The 18,650-nt window shown below is 45.2% G+C and carries 18 protein-coding genes and 1 pseudogene; 7 read left to right on the plus strand and 12 right to left on the minus strand.

Translation table 11 applies throughout. The features are described 5' to 3' along the window. Positions 1–191, minus strand: a 191-nt coding sequence (locus F6K57_RS26605) for a DUF1350 family protein (RefSeq protein WP_293071520.1), incomplete at its 3' end; no start/stop codon positions are given. 299 nt (positions 192–490) lie between these two features. Further along, entirely contained in the window at positions 491–1,243 is a 753-nt protein-coding gene (locus F6K57_RS26610; protein ID WP_293071521.1) for a hypothetical protein, read from the minus strand. A 542-nt stretch (positions 1,244–1,785) separates the two neighbouring features. Between F6K57_RS26610 and F6K57_RS26615 the strand changes: the two genes are divergently transcribed. The 3 genes from F6K57_RS26615 to F6K57_RS26625 all read left to right on the plus strand — a co-directional run bounded on the left by F6K57_RS26615 (position 1,786) and on the right by F6K57_RS26625 (position 4,300). Continuing rightward, a complete protein-coding gene (locus F6K57_RS26615; RefSeq protein WP_293071522.1) occupies positions 1,786–2,289 on the plus strand; it encodes a hypothetical protein in 504 nt (167 codons plus the stop codon). A 327-nt stretch (positions 2,290–2,616) separates the two neighbouring features. Next, a complete protein-coding gene (locus tag F6K57_RS26620; RefSeq protein ID WP_293071523.1) occupies positions 2,617–3,807 on the plus strand; it encodes a M4 family metallopeptidase in 1,191 nt (396 codons plus the stop codon). A 187-nt stretch (positions 3,808–3,994) separates the two neighbouring features. Next, positions 3,995–4,300, plus strand: a complete 306-nt coding sequence (locus F6K57_RS26625; protein ID WP_293071524.1) for a protealysin inhibitor emfourin — start codon at positions 3,995–3,997, stop codon at positions 4,298–4,300. A 342-nt stretch (positions 4,301–4,642) separates the two neighbouring features. Here the strand turns inward: F6K57_RS26625 and F6K57_RS26630 are convergent, their stop codons facing one another. Both F6K57_RS26630 and F6K57_RS26635 read right to left on the minus strand, forming a co-directional pair. Then, positions 4,643–5,920, minus strand: a complete 1,278-nt coding sequence (locus F6K57_RS26630; protein ID WP_293071525.1) for a hypothetical protein — start codon at positions 5,918–5,920, stop codon at positions 4,643–4,645. Continuing rightward, positions 5,853–6,539, minus strand: coding sequence for a hypothetical protein (locus F6K57_RS26635; RefSeq protein ID WP_293071526.1), 687 nt, complete (start codon positions 6,537–6,539; stop codon positions 5,853–5,855). The genes F6K57_RS26630 and F6K57_RS26635 overlap by 68 nt, the downstream gene beginning before the upstream one ends. Before the next feature lie 98 nt (positions 6,540–6,637). Here F6K57_RS26635 and F6K57_RS26640 point away from each other — a divergent pair, with 98 nt between their 5' ends. Then, positions 6,638–6,865 carry a hypothetical protein gene (locus F6K57_RS26640; RefSeq protein WP_293071527.1) on the plus strand — a complete coding sequence of 76 codons (228 nt, stop codon included), beginning with the start codon at positions 6,638–6,640 and terminating at the stop codon, positions 6,863–6,865. Here the strand turns inward: F6K57_RS26640 and F6K57_RS26645 are convergent. From F6K57_RS26645 to F6K57_RS26655, 3 genes are all read right to left on the minus strand, one after another. After that, complete coding sequence (locus F6K57_RS26645; RefSeq protein ID WP_293071528.1) at positions 6,841–8,598, minus strand: sodium:solute symporter family protein; 1,758 nt, start codon at positions 8,596–8,598, stop codon at positions 6,841–6,843. The genes F6K57_RS26640 and F6K57_RS26645 overlap by 25 nt on opposite strands. A gap of 36 nt (positions 8,599–8,634) precedes the next feature. Next, entirely contained in the window at positions 8,635–8,874 is a 240-nt protein-coding gene (locus tag F6K57_RS26650) for a hypothetical protein (RefSeq protein WP_293071529.1), read from the minus strand. Between the two features lie 146 nt (positions 8,875–9,020). Beyond that, a complete protein-coding gene (locus tag F6K57_RS26655; RefSeq protein ID WP_293071530.1) occupies positions 9,021–9,914 on the minus strand; it encodes an Rpn family recombination-promoting nuclease/putative transposase in 894 nt (297 codons plus the stop codon). Between the two features lie 278 nt (positions 9,915–10,192). Between F6K57_RS26655 and F6K57_RS26660 the strand changes: the two genes are divergently transcribed. After that, the gene (locus F6K57_RS26660; protein WP_293071531.1) at positions 10,193–10,480 is read left to right on the plus strand and encodes a hypothetical protein; all 288 of its coding nucleotides are present in this window, start codon (positions 10,193–10,195) and stop codon (positions 10,478–10,480) included. Here the strand turns inward: F6K57_RS26660 and F6K57_RS26665 are convergent. From F6K57_RS26665 to F6K57_RS26680, 4 genes are all read right to left on the minus strand, one after another. Beyond that, positions 10,449–14,147 (minus strand): AAA-like domain-containing protein, encoded by a 3,699-nt coding sequence (locus F6K57_RS26665; protein ID WP_293071532.1) that lies wholly within the window; start codon positions 14,145–14,147, stop codon positions 10,449–10,451. The two genes, F6K57_RS26660 and F6K57_RS26665, sit on opposite strands and share 32 nt — an antisense overlap. A gap of 203 nt (positions 14,148–14,350) precedes the next feature. Continuing rightward, on the minus strand, positions 14,351–15,646 hold the full coding sequence (locus tag F6K57_RS26670) for an AAA-like domain-containing protein (RefSeq protein WP_293071533.1): 1,296 nt from the start codon (positions 15,644–15,646) through the stop codon (positions 14,351–14,353). Positions 15,647–15,876: 230 nt separating this feature from the next. Beyond that, entirely contained in the window at positions 15,877–16,014 is a 138-nt protein-coding gene (locus F6K57_RS26675; RefSeq protein ID WP_293028697.1) for a hypothetical protein, read from the minus strand. A 123-nt stretch (positions 16,015–16,137) separates the two neighbouring features. Then, positions 16,138–16,371: a hypothetical protein gene (locus F6K57_RS26680; RefSeq protein WP_293028700.1), complete on the minus strand. Its 234-nt coding sequence runs from the start codon at positions 16,369–16,371 to the stop codon at positions 16,138–16,140. 995 nt (positions 16,372–17,366) lie between these two features. On the opposite strand from F6K57_RS26680, the gene F6K57_RS26685 reads away from it, so the two are divergent. Further along, positions 17,367–17,639, plus strand: a complete 273-nt coding sequence (locus tag F6K57_RS26685; protein ID WP_293071534.1) for a hypothetical protein — start codon at positions 17,367–17,369, stop codon at positions 17,637–17,639. A gap of 67 nt (positions 17,640–17,706) precedes the next feature. Here the strand turns inward: F6K57_RS26685 and lexA are convergent, their stop codons facing one another. Continuing rightward, positions 17,707–18,339, minus strand: coding sequence for a transcriptional repressor LexA (gene lexA, locus F6K57_RS26690; RefSeq protein ID WP_293071535.1), 633 nt, complete (start codon positions 18,337–18,339; stop codon positions 17,707–17,709). Positions 18,340–18,449: 110 nt separating this feature from the next. On the opposite strand from lexA, the pseudogene F6K57_RS26695 reads away from it, so the two are divergent. Continuing rightward, a pseudogene (locus tag F6K57_RS26695) lies at positions 18,450–18,650 on the plus strand (hypothetical protein); the annotation flags it as partial.

Here is an 18,650-nt window from a genome sequence, read left to right on the forward strand (position 1 = left end):
AAGGTAAATCTAAACGGTCTGGCAACAACGGTATAACCTGATTCAAATAATCGCTTGGCGATATACCGGTAAAAAATTGTCGGAAAACTTCCGAAAAACGCACCACCAATCAATTGAACAACACCTACCGGCTCAGGATGGATAGCAACCCAAGCAAAGGGAATTGGTCTAAATTTAAATTCGGCATTCATGGCAGTAACCTCTTTGAGGATAACTAATCGAAAGGGATTTTATAATGCGATCGCTTGTCGGTAATACCATCTAGGTTGAAGGTTGCAGGTTAGAGGTTGAAGGTTAGAGGTTGAAGGTTAGAGGTTGAAGGTTACAGGTTACAGGTTGAAGGTTACAGGTTGAAGGTTACAGGTTACAGGTTAGAGGTTTAAGGTTAGAGCTTAGAGATTACAGCTTTCAGCTTTCAGGTTATTAACCCTTCAACATTCAACATTCAACCTTCAACATTCAACCTTCAACCCAACCTTCAACCCAACCTTCAACCTTGGCCTTTGGCCACGCTACGCGAACAACCTTCAACCCAACCTTCAACCTTCGTTGTCTTTTCACCTGAGCCGAGTTGGGCACGGACAAACTGCGTCCGCCGCTCAGTTAACAGCAAACTCAGAGCCATGACGAATTCAGAGGCACTACCGACGAGGGTGCCAACTCTAGAGATTGGTACAGCATTGCCAATTAGGGCAACCAAGGTTCCTACAAATAGCCATGGCCATTTCAGCCTTACCCAGATGCCGATACCAATCAGCAGCACGAACAAATTGACCAAAATTGTTACAATTGGTGGAGCACTCACTTCCGCTACTGTGTAGCGCAAGGTGCCAGCAAAGGTGACTGGAACCAATTCTAGGCCAACAAACTGGGTCGCCACTTCAAACCCACCCAGTCCTAGGGCAAGCACCCAGGATAACACTCGTACAATTGTCTTAGCCCAAACTGCTCCAGCGCGGTGAGCTAGCTCAACAGCAATTACAATGAACAGCGGCACCACTAAGAAGTGTAAGAGGAAGCGCACCATACTCAGTGATTTCAGGAGATCTCCTTCACCAATCAGGCTCCCCATGGCCAGAACTAGATTGTCATAGCTAATGCTTGCTAGCACAATGGGCAGGACAATCATTGCCAGACTAGTTGAGCGACGCCACAGGCGAATTGCCCATGCCAGTAATACCAATTCCACCAAACCAAGACTGAGATGGCCAAGGGGATAAATTTTTAACAAACTTTTAGTCATGATGTTCCATAAACTGAAACAATATCTAAGCTTGGTCTTGATAAGTGCTATGGCTGTGGAAAAAAGTGACCAACCTATACAAGACCGGCTTATGGGTAAGAGTATTGATCGTTGAATAGCAATTACCCTTAGTTACCAGTTAATTGATTTAAATTCATTGTTGCAAGTTCCCGCATTGATAAATTTACGTTAATTAATAAATCGCAAGATATTGTAGTCAAATCCGACCTCAGCATTCACGTCTTAGCTAAAATTAGGTAATGCTGGATCAATAAACAGAGTCAGCCCTAATCGGTTTTTCAAATAGGGCACTTTTTCGTGACCCGGTTTGGAAGCTATCAGTTATGTTACCCTGATAATAACTAGCTTATAGCTGATCAGCCTTGGGCTGAATGGTTACCATCCGATTACAGTCACGGTTAGGAGCTTGAGGATTTTTCTGTCTCTTATTGTGTCAATTAAGAGAAAATCCTATAAAATTAGTAAGGTACAATTAGTAGGGGCGAAAAGGTTAGATTTAAACAGACTTGGGGTGGTCAATCATGACAAAATCGAAAGGATTAGCTTTAGTCTCAGGGTTCATAAAACTTATTATTATTTGTAGTCTGATTCAACCGATGCTCGGTTGTACTCAACCAACAGAAAATGTGAGTAAGGCCGATTTAAATCAAGAGATTCAACCAACAGAAAATTTGGTTAAGGCGGATTTAAATCAAGAGATTCAACTCCAGATCGATCAGATGGCATTAATGGAATCGAAAACGATGCAAGTTAAGGTTCTGGATATAGTGGAGGATTCCAGATGCCCAGCTGATGTAGTCTGTGTGCAACCAGGACAAGTCACCATTGCCTTCGAGGTTGTCAAGGAGAACTCACAACCAGAGGAGGTTGAGTTAACCCTCAGAGCAGCCCAAGAAAATTTAGCTGTTAGAAATTTTGATGGCTATTCCATGACATTAAAAAATGTTGAACCATTGCCAATTACTAATCAGGAAAAAATAATACAATCCGACTATATTGTAACAATTGTTGTATCAAAGACTTAAAAGCTCGGAAATCTAACCTATAATGCTAATTTTGGTATCGATTTTTTCAATCGAGACACGACAGATAAGGGCGTTGCTGATTTGGATGGATGATTTATGAAACTGTGAAAGAGGGTGAAGAGACTGGAATTAAAGCAAGATAGAACAGACTCAATCATCCTAGCAATAGGAAATGCCCTAAATCACAAACTGTTTTGAGTTTCCTTCGCTATCATTGAGAGTGGCTGGCAAAGCTTCCAAGATGTTGCTTCGGGCAAAAAAACTTGGCAAAAAAACCTGCGCTAGCAAGGGCGATCATAGTAATAGCAAAAAGACTTAAATAATACTATGCCTACCAAGATAAACCATCACCACCATCACCACCATCACCACCGCAACCCTCTGCACTGTATACTTCCGGCGTATATGCTGCGGGAACTTTCAGAACAGGGAAGCCCTATACAGCGAGAACGAGCATTGAGCGCCCTAGTGGAATCTGGTCAGTTCCGTGGAGTGCGCCAGGAATTAGCTGACTTCTCCACACGACCCAGTGCCCGAGAAGCAGGAGCAGCTAAAGAACGGGTGATCTACCATGCAGACTACCAAACTCGTTTACCTGGCCGTAAAGTCCGGGGGGAAGGAGACCCAGCCACAGGTGACACAGCAGTGGATGAAGCCTACGATGGTTCTGGAGCCACCTTTGATTTATATAGTGACATATACGAGCGGAACTCGATTGATGATCGCGGGATGGTTTTGAGCTCAACCGTTCATTATGGGAGCGGTTTTGACAACGCCTTCTGGAATGGCCGACAGATGACCTATGGGGATGGGGATGAAGATTTGCCAGAAGAGGAGAGACTCTTCAATCGCTTTACTATCGCCATCGATATTATTGGCCATGAGCTGACCCATGGGGTGGTCCAATATGAAGCGGGACTGGTTTATCGGAATCAACCAGGTGCTCTCAACGAACACTTCGCTGATGTGTTCGGCATCCTAGTTAAGCAACGGACACTGAACCAAACTGCTAGTGAATCGGATTGGGTGATTGGAGCTGGTCTGTTTAGTGAGAATGTCAATGGTATAGGCATTCGCTCCATGAAAGAACCAGGGAGTGCTTATAACGACCCCAGACTAGGTAAAGACCCTCAACCAGCTCATATGAGAGACATCTATACCGGGTCTCAAGATAATGGTGGGGTTCATATCAATTCTGGTATCCCCAACCGAGCCTTCTACATTGCTGCTCTGGAAATTGGTGGATACGCTTGGGATAAGGCCGGTTGGATCTGGTATCTTACCTTGAGGGATAAGCTGGGTACCACCTCAGAATTTAAGGATGCTGCCAGAGAGACATACAAGGTGGCAGGTGACCGATTTGGTGTTGGCAGCCTGGAACAAAAAGCTGTCCGTAAAGGTTGGGAAGAGATAGGTGTTGAGATTATTGAACAGCCTCCGACCCCTCAACCCCCTGAACCCCCAGGATGCTCCGCAGGTGCGCCAGACTTTATCAGGTCTTTCTTCACCCCCTCTTAGGGAGTAGCCCTGTTTCTGGCGTCGGACTAAAATTTCACGGGTAGGGAGATAGGGAGATAGGGAGATAGGGAGATAGGAACCCACCCCTCTCCCCATCACCCCACACCCCAGACACTGCCCACCTTAAAATTAATAACTAGAATTAATCACAATGGTGCAAGATCTAATAAGTAAAGACGGGGGTGTTATGAAAATATACTTTGAGCGTAGTGGCGGTTTTATGGGGATGAATATGGCAACTGAGGTTGATACTGAATCCCTATCGCCAGAAGAAGCTGATCAGTTGCAAGGTCTGCTGAATACTACTAGTTTTTTTGAGCTACCAGCACAGCTGATGTCATCAACACCAGGTGCCGATCAGTTTAGCTACAAACTGACAGTGGAAGTCGCTGGACGGAAAAAAACTGTGGAAATTGGTGATACAGCAGTTCCTGAGATGCTGCAACCTTTGCTAAGACGCTTGACCACTATGGCACGGTCAAGGTCGAATTAAGAATTAAGAATTAAGAATTAAGAATTAAGAATTAAGAATTAAGTTAGAATTAAGAATTAAGTTAGAATTAAGAATTAAGAATTAAGAATTAAGAATTTATAATTCTCCATTCTCCATTCTTCATTCTCCATTCTTCATTCTCCATTCTTCATTCTTCATTCTCCATTCTCCATTATTAATTCTTCATTCTCCATTATCCATTCTTCATTCTTCATTCTCCATTATCCATTCTTCATTCTTCATTCTTCATTCTCCATTCTTCATTCTTCATTCTCCATTCTTCATTCTCCATTTTCCATTCTTCATTCTTCATTCTACATTCTTCATTCTTCATTCTTCATTCTAAAATAACGTAGTCGGAGCATAGGGGATAATATCGGGATCGAATCCTCCCACTTGATTAGTGCGGATAACCCAAAGTTTAGCGCCATGGTTTAACAAAAGATTAGCGATTTCGTCATGACCACGTCGTGGTAGTATAGTGCGCCAGCTAGTAAGTCCTCTAATGATCGGGATAATGGGATTGTCACTGGTAGCAACTCCCACCAAGGTTTCAGCATTTTCCTTCCAGTCACTACGAACAATTCCTAGGGGAGTCAGTTGTTTTTCTAGTGCTTGTCCCAACTCGGATAATTGTTGAAATCGTTGAGTTTGGGGATGATCTGGATGACTTTTCAACCACTCTTGAATTTCAGGATTGGCATTCACTTCATCTTCTATCTGTTGGATTGCTACATAAAGCGCTTGATTGGAGTCTTGCACACAGGATTCTGCTGGTGAAACCAATGCTGCACCGTCACCATCCCCCGTGCGGTAGCGAGCCATCATTACTTGTAACTGATGCTTCAATTCGTCCAAGGGTGATAGTTTAATATCACCAAACTCGTAGTCTTGGGTGACTGCATCCAACTTAACAATCACATCAGAAACAGGTCGATTGCCTAACCAACCCCGCTGCAAATTTCCCATATAGTTCGGCCATTTGATTGACCCTGAAACAATGCCATCGGGGTTACTAGCATAAACTTGATCGTACTCTATATCAAAGCGTAATTCATCGCTTAATGGGTCACGCACTACATGAGCAATACCATAGGCAAAGTGACCGCTTACCATATTAAAAAGGGCACGTTCATCTTTTTTATTACCACCAATTCCCCCAAAAAGATGGATGACAATTCCCCGGTCTCCTTCTTGCCAACGGGATATCGCCGCCTCTGCTTCTTCAGCTAAAGGATCCAGCAGAACTGTGTTGCCAGTACCTTTTTGCTGTTCGGTATTTTCCCAATTTTTTTCCTTAATGTAAGTTACCCCTTCCTCAACTCCCAAAATTACTTGATCTGGCTCTAGCATCATCAAAGCCCTAGGTTCAATCCCTTGGGTAACAAAAATGCCGTCAGGATCCTGAGCACCATAAATATACCAACCAGCGCTATTTAGAGGAGAGTCTTCAATCTGGGAATTGGTAGATCTAGGGATGCCATCCCGGTCAGCCACCACTTGAGGAATACGAATAATTTCTTGAGGTCCATCAAATTGTTTTGAGTCTTTATTAAGCGGGAGACACTTCAAAGCGATCGCTGTCAAGAGCCTCCCGTTTAATAATAGTAACCAAGCCATAGAAGCGACCAGTAATTTGCACTGGCTCTTCGGCAATAGTCAAAGACGTCCTTGTTTCTGACTCAGTCACAATTGGATTTTTTACCATGACAATCACATTATCGTCAGGTCTGTCTGCAGCCAACGATTCCAGGGGACCTACTTGATTGAGATTATTTAATCGAACCGGATGGATAGTGCCCCCTGTCATGCTATCTTCAGTGGCTTGATTAAAGTTAATATCTGTGGTAACTCGCTTCACATAGTCTTGGATCCCTGGAACATCCTTAGTCCATCCTAAGGTCACAATTTGTCCCACCAAATGCTGATATTCAGCAGCAGCATGGTAGACTTCCAAGAAGACAGAATCATCTGTTGTTCGTTCCTCCTTTGGCGGCTCGATCAGTCGTCCTATCCACTCACTAACGGGTTGATAAAGACTCGATGATAGGGTCTGATTTACGGGATAATAGCTAGGTTGATTTATCTCCTCGTTACGACAAAGTTCGTAGTTAGATGGTTTCGGTTCGGTCATTTTTTTCTGGGCTTGAGAGTAGATAAAAAATACCACCCCGATTACTAAAATTACGATAACCAGGACGATTACTAAAGGGTTTTGGATATTTACAGTTTTTAACATAGTTTTAAAATGACTTGTCAAACTATGGTTTTTTTAAGGGAACAGGGAGTAGGGAGTAGGGAGTAGGGAATCGGGAGTAGGGAATCGGGGTAAGAAAATTGACTGTACCTGATAATTATGACAACCGCTTTAATAGTATAGTCGTTGCAATTACCTATCTCCAAACTTCTCATAATTTCCTATCTTTCCCACATTTAGCACACTTCCCTCTCTTCCCCGATTCCCGATTCCCGATTCCCGATTCCCGATTCCCTACTCCCGATTCCCGATTCCCGATTCCCGATTCCCTACTCCCTACTCCCTATTCCCTACTCCCTTTAATTTGACGCAGCCACATCCATCCTAGAACGGCTATGATCAGAGAAACCCAACCGGTCAAGGGCTTTAGCAACAAAAATCCTCCAATAGCTAACATGGCTCCAAACATTAGCAATATCGATGCCAGCACCCGTTTTAGATCGTGTTCCAAATCCTGGATTGGAGCTAAACCGGTGCGAAGCTGCTGACGTTTCCAGCCAGGCCCAGCTGGACGCACCCGTCGATAAAATTCATCTAAGGTGGTATCAGATTCTGGTGGCGTGAGTAACATCACCACTATCCACAAAACACCAGTAATTCCAGCAGTTACCAGCAGACGCCAACCAAAGTCAGGAATCTGAATAACTGGCACGACACTGGTACCAAACCCGACTACAAAACCAGCAACCATGGCGGTTAGTTCCGCAGCAGCATTAATCCGCCACCAGAACCAACGTAACATTAACACTAATCCCGGTCCGGTACCAATGGCAATTACTAACCGGAACACGGTGGCAACGTCTGTGGCAAAGAAGGCGGCAATGGCTCCTAAAACCGTGACCAGCACTGATGCGATCCGCCCCACAAAGACGAGTTCTGATTCTGTGGCTTGGGGATGCACAAAGCGCAAATAGAGGTCATTAGTGAGATAGGAGGCTCCCCAGTTAATGGAGGTAGACACGGTACTCATAAATGCCGCAATTAGGGAAGTTACCACTATCCCGAGTATGGCTGGTGGCAAAAAGTCTAGCATCAGTTTGGGATACCCCAATTCCCGGTCTGGCAAATCTGGATAGATTACCATTGCGGCGAGGGCAACTAATATCCAGGGCCAGGTTCGGATTACATAGTGAAAGATATTGAATAGCCAAGCCGCTTTCTCGGCATCTGCTTCATTTTTGGATGCGGCCAAACGCTGGACAAATTCACCACCGCCATCACTGCGACGCCATGCCCACCATTGCAGGAACACATAGGCAGAGAATGTGCTAGCACTGATGCCAGCAGTTTCACTCCAACTAATGCCTCCGGAACCAACCGTGAGGGGAAAAAAGGCTAGTACATCCTGTTGGGTTACTTGTTGCACTTTTGGGATTAGTTGATGAATACCACCGACATGGTTAATGGCAACTACAGCAACTATCATTGCTCCGAGTAGGGCAAAAAAGAATTGGAAGAAATCTGTAGCTACTACGCCCCACAGTCCAGCAAAGCCAGCGTAAACTAAGACTAGAACACTTACTCCTAATACACTCCAGAGTTTTACACTACTGGCTTCGGGGGCAATACCAAGGCTTTGCCAAATTTCTAGAGCACCTACTACTTTGACCATGGCTAACATGGCATAGCCAATGGCAATACAGTTGATTGGTACAGCAAACAGAAAGGCTTTGGTTCCCCGTAATAGGGCAGCGATGGAGCCACCATAACGGATTTCGGTGAGTTCGGCATCAGTCACAATTTCTGAACGTCGCCACATCCGGGCAAAGATGTAAATCATGATCAGATGGGATATGCCAAAACTCCACCATTCCCAGTTGCCCGCAATGCCTCGATTGCCAACTACCCCGGCAATGTAGAGGGGGGTATCAATGGAGAAAGTAGTGGCAGCCATACTGGTCCCTGCTAACCACCAGGGGAGCGATCGCCCCGAAACAAAGAAATCAACAAGACTGCCGGAAGCCTTGCGAGATAGGTATAGTCCTAACCCTAGGGACAAGACTAAGTAGACTAGGACAATCAGCCAATCAACGAGTTGCATAAATTCCGGTTGCTGCTCACGGATTGAGATATCATATCAGATTCCGATCTGGGGAGTGTGGGGAATCGGGAATCGGGAATCGGGAATCGGGAGTCGGGAATCGGGAATCGGGAATCGGGAATCGGGAATCGGGAATCGGGAATCGGGAATCGGGAAAAGAAGTTGCGTAGGGTGCGTTAGGGACGGGCTCGCACTGATTTTCCGCCTGGTAGTGTTGGGATAGCCCGTCCCGTAACGCACCGCCAGTGTTGGGATAGCCCTTCCGAAAATTGCCACAGGCTGGAAGCCTGTTCCACCAAGATGCCCGTTACACCCACCGGGTCAAACAGCATGGATTGAGATGCACCCCATCACAGGCTGGAAGCCTGTGCCACAAAGTTCTCGAAGCCTGTGCCACGGAATTGCCGATTTTTCTTACTCTCTCAGGACAACTGATTAATTTCATCCACACTCAACTCCGTATATTGAGCAATATCCTTCAAGGGTAACCCTGCTGCTTTCATCCGTTTAGCAACCTGCTGTTTTACCTTAAGTTTGCCTTCTTCGATAGCAGCTTGTTTTAGACCTTCAAGTCTACCTTGTTTAAAACCTTCCTGAATACAGGTTTGGACAACACTGTACATATCCCGGTAGACCTTCAGGCTATCATAGTACAGGGCTTGCTCTTTTGGTGAGAAATCGGCAATTTCGGCCACTTCAAATAGCTGGGCAAACACATCCCCTGGAAAGGATTCAGGGGGAGCTTTAAATTCACCGAGATGCTTCAATAAAAATAACCACTTGTCAAAATGGGTTTCTAATTGATCAACCGATTTAGTAAATTTCGGTAGTTCAATATAAATGGATGTCAACTTATTATATAACAGTTCACAGTATTGATTGTTTAGCTCTACCACATGCAACAGTTCTGGATTGTCCTTATGGTCATTAAAAATAAAATCCAGAATACCAACGGTGTAGACTGCGGTTAGCTGATCATCCCAATTTCCCAGTTGCGCCTGTTCTTGGATGGGAAACGTGCCATAGTAGACACTGGGGTCTTTGAAAAAATTGTGGTCTGCTTTTTGGATTTCCACCATGAACCGTTCACCGGTTGTGCTCTGACAATAACTATCAAAAATCGCTCTTCTGTTCACTAAGCTGTTGCCAAAGAATTCCGGAGTCTTAATGGTGACATCCTGAATCTGATGGTGGGCAGGTAACAGAGTATTCAAGAAGTCAATTAACAGTGCTTTGTTGGACTCAGTGCCAAAGACCCGCTTAAAGCCGAAATCCGTAAGCAGGTGAATGTATTTATCTCGCCAGAGGAACACCATATTAATAGATAAAGGGTAAGCTATCAGCTATTAGCTTATGGGCTATGGGGATGGTTGAGGAAAAAACTGTTTTGAATAAAATTTGAGTTAAGTCAGCCTATCAACACCGATCCCCCTCCCGTCCCCCGCGCGGAAGGGGGAAGCCAGAGCCAGATCCGTGATTGTTCCCCCCTTGCTAAGGGGGGTTAGGGGGGATCTCCAGGAATTGAACTTTCTTAACCGAGTATCTGGACTTCGACCGTGAGTATTTGAATACCGTGGTTGAGGCTCTGAGCCTCGTGAACGAACCTCAGAGCCTCTCCGTCGATGATTTGAATACCGTGAACGAACCTCAGAGCCTCTCCGTCGATGATTTGAATACCGTGAACGAACCTCTGAGCCTCGACGGTGAGTATTTGAATACCGTTGTTGAACCTCTGAACCTCGTGAACGAACCTCTGAGCCTCGACGGTGAGTATTTGAATACCGTTGTTGAACCTCTGAACCTCGTGAACAAACCTGTGAACCTATTCCCTATTCCCGACTCCCGACTCCCTATTCCCTGTTCCCTGTTCCCTTTTCCCTAAGGCATACCCATAACTTCTCTTTAGCTTCAGGATTCCTAACAAAGTAATCTTCCAGCAATTCACAGCCCCGACCCAGCAGCTCACCTAAACTTTCAACCTTCCAAATTCTGGCAGTGTTGTCCGATGAAGCCGTGGCCAGCCTCTGTCCAGAAGGGCTGAAGGCTACACTATATACAAAGGACTGATGCCCTCTGAGCACGGCGATTTCATTGCCCTGGTTGTCCCAAATTCTGGCAGTGCCGTCTAATGAAGCCGTGGCCAATCTCTGTCCAGAAGGGCTGAAGGCTACACTTAATACCTTGGACTGATGCCCTCTGAGCACGGCGATTTCATTGCCCTGGTTGTCCCAAATTCTGGCGGTGTTGTCCGATGAAGCCGTGGCCAGCCTCTGTCCAGAAGGGCTGAAGGCTACAGTATATAAACCCCTCTGATGCCCTCTGAGCACAGCGATTTCATTGCCCTGGTTGTCCCAAATTCTGGCGGTTTTGTCATCTGAAGCTGTGGCCAGCCTCTGTCCAGAAGGGCTGAAGGCTACAGTATCTAAACCCTTCTGATGCCCTCTGAGCACAGCGATTTCATTGCCCTGGTTGTCCCAAATTCTGGCGGTTTTGTCCCTTGATGCCGTGGCCAGCCTCTGTCCATCGGGGCTGAAGGCTACACTTGATACAGTGGACTGATGCCCTCTGAGCACGGCGATTTGATTGCCCTGGTTGTCCCAAATTCTGGCGGTGTTGTCCCTTGATGCCGTGGCCAGCCTCTGTCCATCCGGGCTGAAGGCTACACTTAATACCTTGGACTGATGCCCTCTGAGCACGGCGATTTCATTGCCCTGGTTGTCCCAAATTCTGGCGGTTTTGTCATCTGAAGCCGTGGCCAGCCTCTGTCCAGAAGGGCTGAAGGCTACACTTATTACCGGGTCCTGATGCTCGCTGAGCACGGCGATTTGATTGCCCTGGTTGTCCCAAATTCTGGCGGTTTTGTCCCTTGATGCCGTGGCCAGCCTCTGTCCAGAAGGGCTGAAGGCTACAGTATCTAAACCCTTCTGATGCCCTCTGAGCACGGCGATTTCATTGCCTTGGTTGTCCCAAATTCTGGCGGTGTTGTCATAGGAAGCCGTGGCCAGCCTCTGTCCATCCGGGCTGAAGGCTACACTTGATACCGGGTCCTGATGCCCTCTGAGCACGGCGATTTCATTGCCTTGGTTGTCCCAAATTCTGGCGGTGCCGTCTATTGATGCCGTGGCCAGCCTCTGTCCATCCGGGCTGAAGGCTACACTTAATACCCTAGACTGATGCCCTCTGAGCACAGCGATTTGATTGCCCTGGTTGTCCCAAATTCTGGCGGTGCCGTCTATTGATGCCGTGGCCAGCCTCTGTCCATCCGGGCTGAAGGCTACACTATATACAAAGGACTGATGCCCTCTGAGCACGGCGATTTCATTGCCCTGGTTGTCCCAAATTCTGGCGGTGTTGTCATAGGAAGCCGTGGCCAGCCTCTGTCCATCCGGGCTGAAGGCTACACTTGATACCGGGTCCTGATGCCCTCTGAGCACGGCGATTTCATTGCCCTGGTTGTCCCAAATTCTGGCGGTGTTGTCATAGGAAGCCGTGGCCAGCCTCTGTCCATCGGGGCTGAAGGCTACACTTAATACCGGGTCCTGATGCCCTCTGAGCACGGCGATTTCATTGCCCTGGTTGTCCCAAATTCTGGCGGTGCCGTCTCGTGAAGCCGTGGCCAGCCTCTGTCCATCCGGGCTAAAGGCTACACTTGATACCTCGGACTGATGCCCTTTGAGCACAGATATTTCATGGCCCTTTCTGTCCCAAATTCTGGCAGTGCGGTCATGTGAACCAGTGGCCAGCCTCTGTCCATCCGGGCTGAAGGCTACACTTAATACCGAGGACTGATGCCCTTTGAGAACTGCCCGTTCTCGGAATTGACTAATACTCTGGTGGAGGGCATATAGAGGACTGATAGAAGGATAGTCATCCAGGGGGCGACCATCTTTTACTATCTTATATAGCTCTTCTCCAGTCTTCATTGCCTGGTACAAAAGCCTTTCCCCTCTTGTATTGGTGCCGTAGTAAACATTATCCGGTAACTGTCGTGAAATACTAAGCCCTTCCCGTTCTAGTCGCGTGCCTGTTTTGGCTTCGTGTATTTCTTGTCTAGCGTTGACACCAGCCACTATAGCAACAATTAAGGACAAACCCAGTACAATTCCCCCTGTGCGTATGGTTCGGTTAGCTTTCTTTTGAGCCTTGGCTAATATCTCACTAGCCTCTTTCTCAGCCGCCAAAGCCTTTTGCACTTCTCCCTTATCTAAAACCTGACTAGCTCTCAAGAACTGGGAATCCAAATCGCTTAAGGCTTTTCCCCTCGACCATTGTTCCGCCTGCTCTAATGCTTTACCCCGCAACAATCTAGACTCATCCTTACACCCAGAATCAACCCAAGCGGTAAACGCCTCAGAGTAGGGGCGCAGTCTGGCCAATTCTGTCTTGACCCAATTGGAATTGAAAACCTCCCCATAAATCCGGTTGTTAACTTCCAAACAACCATCACGCTCAACCACCAGCCCCGATATTCTTAATTCCGTCTGTTCTTCACTTCCATCAGCAGCTAGACTACCGTAATCCAACACTTGCTGATACAAACCCAACAGCATACCAGCCCGTTGCTCATTCCTGAGAATGCGATCGCGTATAGTCTTCAAATGCTCCTGTTCATCCTGGGCTTCCCAATTCTCTATGATCTGCCTACGCACGATCTGGTCTAGGGAAAGACTATTGCCCGATTCCCAAGTCTGGACTACCAAACGACACACGCGCTGAGTCAGAAACGGTTGTCCCCCCGTCCAGTTTACTATTTCACCTAACACCTGTTCAGGATTATTAACTTTACCTTCCAAGCCCGGAACCAAAGGCGCTTTGGCCTCCTGAAAGGTAAACCCAGTCAACCGAATATCCTGACCAACATTAAACGGGGTGCGCTGTTTATCCTGAATTAAATCTGCGGGAGTTGCCACCCCCAGCAAACAAAAGGTTAGACGCTTGTAGGCTGGATTGTCGGCTCTTTGATTGTAACAAGCCCTAATGAAGGCAAATAAATCATCTTTAAACGTAACTTTAATAATACTATCAATCTCATCCAGAAAAATAACAATCGGTTGACTTAGTTCGTTTAGGATAACCGACTCAATAAACTCATCTAACCACTGCACTGGCGAGAATCTATCACGCTCTTTTAACCAAGGAATTACCTGGACTTTTCCCTTTAATTCAAAACTCTTGGCAAGACTTCTAATCAAACTGCCATACCACTTCTCGGAGGTTACGTCATTGCCAATCCTGGTAACATCAATAGAGGCACAAGCTACTCCCGCCTTTGTGAGCTTTTCCATGGTTCGCACCCGCAAACTGGACTTCCCCATCTGTCGGGAATTGAGCACATAACAAAACTCCCCAGCCATCAATGCCTGAAAAAGATCGTGATCAGCTTTTCGGGTGACATAAGTGGGTTCATCTTGAGGTAAACTACCTCCTACTTTGTAGATTATTGATTGTTGATTGGTCATTACAGCGGTTTGCAATTCGGTGAGGTACAAATTTCTGGGTTTTAGGGAGCAGGGAGTAGGGAGTAGGGAGCAGTGATAAGAGTGTACCAAGTGTGGGAAGTCTGGGAAGTCTGGGAAGTCTGGCGAGATAGGATAGAGAAGAAGTAGTTTTCAATAATTTGGTATAGTTAAAGATGTTTTTGCTCATTGTTATCGTACTTATTGCTATGTTGATAATAATGATATTACCCCTACTCCCTACTCCCTACTCCCTACTCCCTACTCCCTACTCCCTACTCCCTACTCCCTACTCCCTACTCCCTACTCCCTAAAATGCGATCGCTAAAATACTCACGATACAAATTACATCTCAAACTACAATCATTGCCATGGCGCTCAACCAGTCCAATACTTTCCAACTTGCGAGTGATAGTAGCATCTAGGCGCACTGGGTTGGGTGTACTAACTAATTGTTTAACAGCGTCCAGCAATTCGGGATGCTCTTGAATAGTAGTTAACAGTAAGTACAAATGACTGCTATAAATTCCAGCTTCTGTGGGGGCTAAAGCCAAAAGAGTATCTAGTGTCTTTTCTACTTCTTGGTGATTCTTGAGATAATCAAAAGCTTGGGATAATAAATCAGGATGTCCCCCCACCATTGCCATCAGTTTCGTTACTGAATCCACAGACAAATTCAATCCATAACCCTGGGCAAATCTCTTAACCTGATCAGAATCAAACTCTAGTAAATCTATAGGTAATCCCACATTAAACGGGGACTTATTTATATCTAAATCAATGTAAATTTCCGTAGCATGAGCCACCACCAACCGCAGTTTTTTCCAACTATCGTCAAACTTGCCACTCTCATGCCAACTACGGAGCAAGGGCAGAAACCCTTCAGCAATCTCTTGATGGTGAAACACTCTATCAAGGTCATCCAAACACAACAGTAACGGAGTTTCTAAAGAGTCTAACAAATACTCTTCAAAGTAGGCCGTGCAGTTGTCAATACTGGTAAATAAACTATCATCCCAATAGGTTTCTAACTGATTGGGCAATTTCAGTTTGTTACCAACTTGCCCACAAAAAGACTTTAAAAATATATCTAAGTTAGTGAAAGGGAGCTGATTCATATTTAAATAAACCTTTCCATAACCCTGTTTTTGGCCATGGGCGATAATCTTCCTAATCAGTAAGGTTTTGCCCATCAGCTTTGGGGCTTTAATCCGAATTAACGCTCCCGATTTAACAATTTCCTGATAACAACGAGCTTCAATGGGTGGGCGCTCAATATATATCTCGTGATTAGCTCTAGTTGGAGACGATGGTAACTCGTACTTTTTTAAAACTTTATCAGCTACTAACTCAGGCTTATAGGTATAAACGATTTCAACTAATTCATCACGACAATTATAACCGTTAGCTTCAATATCAAAGTCTTGATATATATTATAAATATGCTTTCTTACAGTATTTTTATGATCGACACCTAGCACTTTGTCTTTGATTTCTATATCTGTCTTGCCACCAACCACCGCCTCCAAAACTTGTCGCCTTTTCGGAGGCATGTTCTTGTATTTTTCCTCGAAGGCTTCTTTACTAATCATAAGCGATCGCTGCTTGTGCCGTAGGTATTCCTATGCTTAGGATAGACTATTATTTAGTAGTTGAGTAAGATTGATACAATAATTTCACGAGTTTTTTTTAAAGTAGTTAAAAAATAATATAAACTATCTTTTTAGAGCTTCACTAATGTGAAGATGTGAAGTGCGATGAAGTAACCTGAAGTTTTTTTGTAAGGTTTCAGCTTAAGCGCTACGCGAACAGCGATTAGCCATCAGTCATTCGCGTAGCGTGGCCAACGGCCAAGGCCAACGGCTGACGGCTGACGGCTGACGGCTAACTGCTTACCAAAAAAAAAATCGGTCAAGGTTTGTTTAACCAATGCTTGACCGAATTCTATTATATAAGCCATTACAAGTATTGCTTAAGTCAGCAACTGATCCAAAACAACAACATCCTAACTCAGTAAACTAACCTCCACAAAACAAATTTTACTCATGGTCGCCAGGGGGTCAAACCCTGGCAAATTACTATCCTAGTCTACGTAGAAATAGCGAATCAAAAAAGTCATCACCTCATCAGGCTTCCCCGTAGGCTCGGGAGTGCTCCACTCGTTGGGATAGGCGTATTTAAGGCCATAAAGGGCAATAATTGTCTTCCAAACTTTTTCAGGAGAACCGATCAAGATCAGCTTGACTTTCTTAGGTTTGCGACCAGGGTTTTCTGGGGTGTTCTTGTCATCGGAGTTAGGCGGAATGTTCTTGGTCATGAATCGTGATTCCTCTAAATGGCTTATAATATTAATATATTAATTTATTAACCCAATGTCAAGGAATTTAGAAATTTTTTTTATTACGAAATATGGATAATGTGGAGAGTAAAATAAATCGTAGGGTGGGCAGTGCTTCCTAGCAATTTTTCAGATTGTAGTCAGTTAAATCGGCACTGCCCACCAACAGAAAATTAATTGTAAAATAGAGTAAAATAAATCGTAGGGTGGGCAGTGCTTCCTAGCAATTTTTCAGATTGTAGTCAGTTAAATCGGCACTGCCCACCAACAGAAAATTAATTGTAAAATAGAGTAAAATGAATCGTAGGGTGGGCAGTGCTTCCTAGGAATTTTCAAGGTTGTAGTCAGTTAAATCGGCACTGCCCACCAACAGAAAATTAATTGTAAAATAGTAAAATAAATCGTAGGGTGGGCAGTGCTTCCTAGCAATTTTTCAGATTGTAGTCAGTTAAATCGGCACTGCCCACCAACAGAAAATTAATTGTAAAATAGAGTAAAATTAATCGTAGGATGGGCAGTAATCATACCAATTCCAAAGCTTGTAGTAAATTAAATCGGCACTGCCCACCAACAGAAAATTAATTGTAAAATAGATTAAAATAAATCGTAGGGTGGGCAGTAATCATACCAATTCCAAAGCTTACCATCGCGATTATACTTACTGCCCACCCTACATCAACTATTCATGATGGTGCGTTACGGGGCGGGCTGTTTCAACCAGAAAGAGGCGCAAAATCATGGCTAGCCCGCCCCTAACGCACCCTACGCAACTGTTCCCTGTTCCCTATTCCCTATTCCCTAGTTTCACGATTGTTTGTCAAGCAGTGAAACAATAATTACGGATATATTATTCGAGATTCACCAATAGTAAAGACCGTGAACTAAGTGAACTTTGACCCACAAATCCAGATTATTAATTTTGAGAGCCTATAGTTGGAGATAAGAGCGTTACTGAACTAAAGGCTGAATAAATTATGTCTAAACCAAACAAAGAATATGACCCAGAAACCACCTACTTGAACGAGCGCATTCGTCAAGCCAACCTTTCCTTTAACTTGCTTGTCGGGGCTACAATTCTAAGCGGGATTGTAGGTCTAGCAGGCGCAGGATTATTAATGTCCAAACAGCTATCTGATGGAATAGTTACTACCAGTGTGGGATTAGCATCGAATATTGCTTTTGTTAAGCTAGCTAAGGATGCTAATGACCGGCTAGATGAAGCGATTGAAGATGAGGAGGAAAAGTAATAACTAGTAATTATAGCCGATGGGAATAGGAAACTCTGTTCCCTATTCCCGACAACTGTTGGGAAGTCTAATGTATCGCTGCGGGTGTTAGATGCTGCTCATATCCCCGCCAGACACCAACTAATACTCCTTGAACCTGGACATGTTTTGCCATAATTTCTATGGGGTGGTATTTAGCATTAGAGGGTTTAAGAGTAACTTTATCACCCTTACGATAGAAACGTTTCAAGGTAGTACCATGTCCATCCACCCGTGCCGCTACAATTAGACCATTCTTGATGTCATCGGGATCAGGCACTGGTCGCATAATCACCACATCCCCTTCTGCAATTAGGTCTTCGATCATGCTGTCTCCAGTAACCCGCAGAGCAAAATTACCTGGTTGATAGAAAAAGCCAGATATATCCAACTCCTCAACTGTGTCGGTGAAAGGTTCCACTAGGCCCCCGGCTGCGATCGCTCCTAATACAGGAACTCCCAAATTACAATGCCGCAGCAGCCTAATCGTCCGGGCTTTTCCTTCAGTCCAATCAATATATCCCTTGCTACGCAAATGTTCCAGCCTACTCTGAATCGGTGCTGGTGAGCGCAAGTTCATTGCTCTCATCATTTGCCGGATCGAAGGGGCATGGTGTGAGATGCGAATATAATTAACCAGCCAATCGTAGAGTTCTTGTTGAGCAGATGTGAGGTTTTCCATAAGACTCTTGACAAAAAATGGTCGTTCTTAGTGATTGCTCTATAGAACATTGGTACTATCAACTATTGTCATTTGTCCAGAGTATTGTTCGGGAGTGGAGGGTGGGAAGTGTGGGAAGTGTGGGAAGTGTGGGGAGGGTGGGGAGATGGGGAGATGGGGAGATGGGGAGATGGGGAGATGGGGAGATGGGGAGATGGGGAGATGGGGAGGGTGGGGAGATGGGGAGATGGGGAGGGTGGGGAGGCCATGCGGTATATGTCACTGGTTACGCATTACCTTCTAGCTATGAAACAAATCGATACGGGAATAAG

It is taken from the genome of Moorena sp. SIO4A5 (assembly GCF_010672005.1).
Classification (GTDB): Bacteria; Cyanobacteriota; Cyanobacteriia; order Cyanobacteriales; family Coleofasciculaceae; genus Moorena.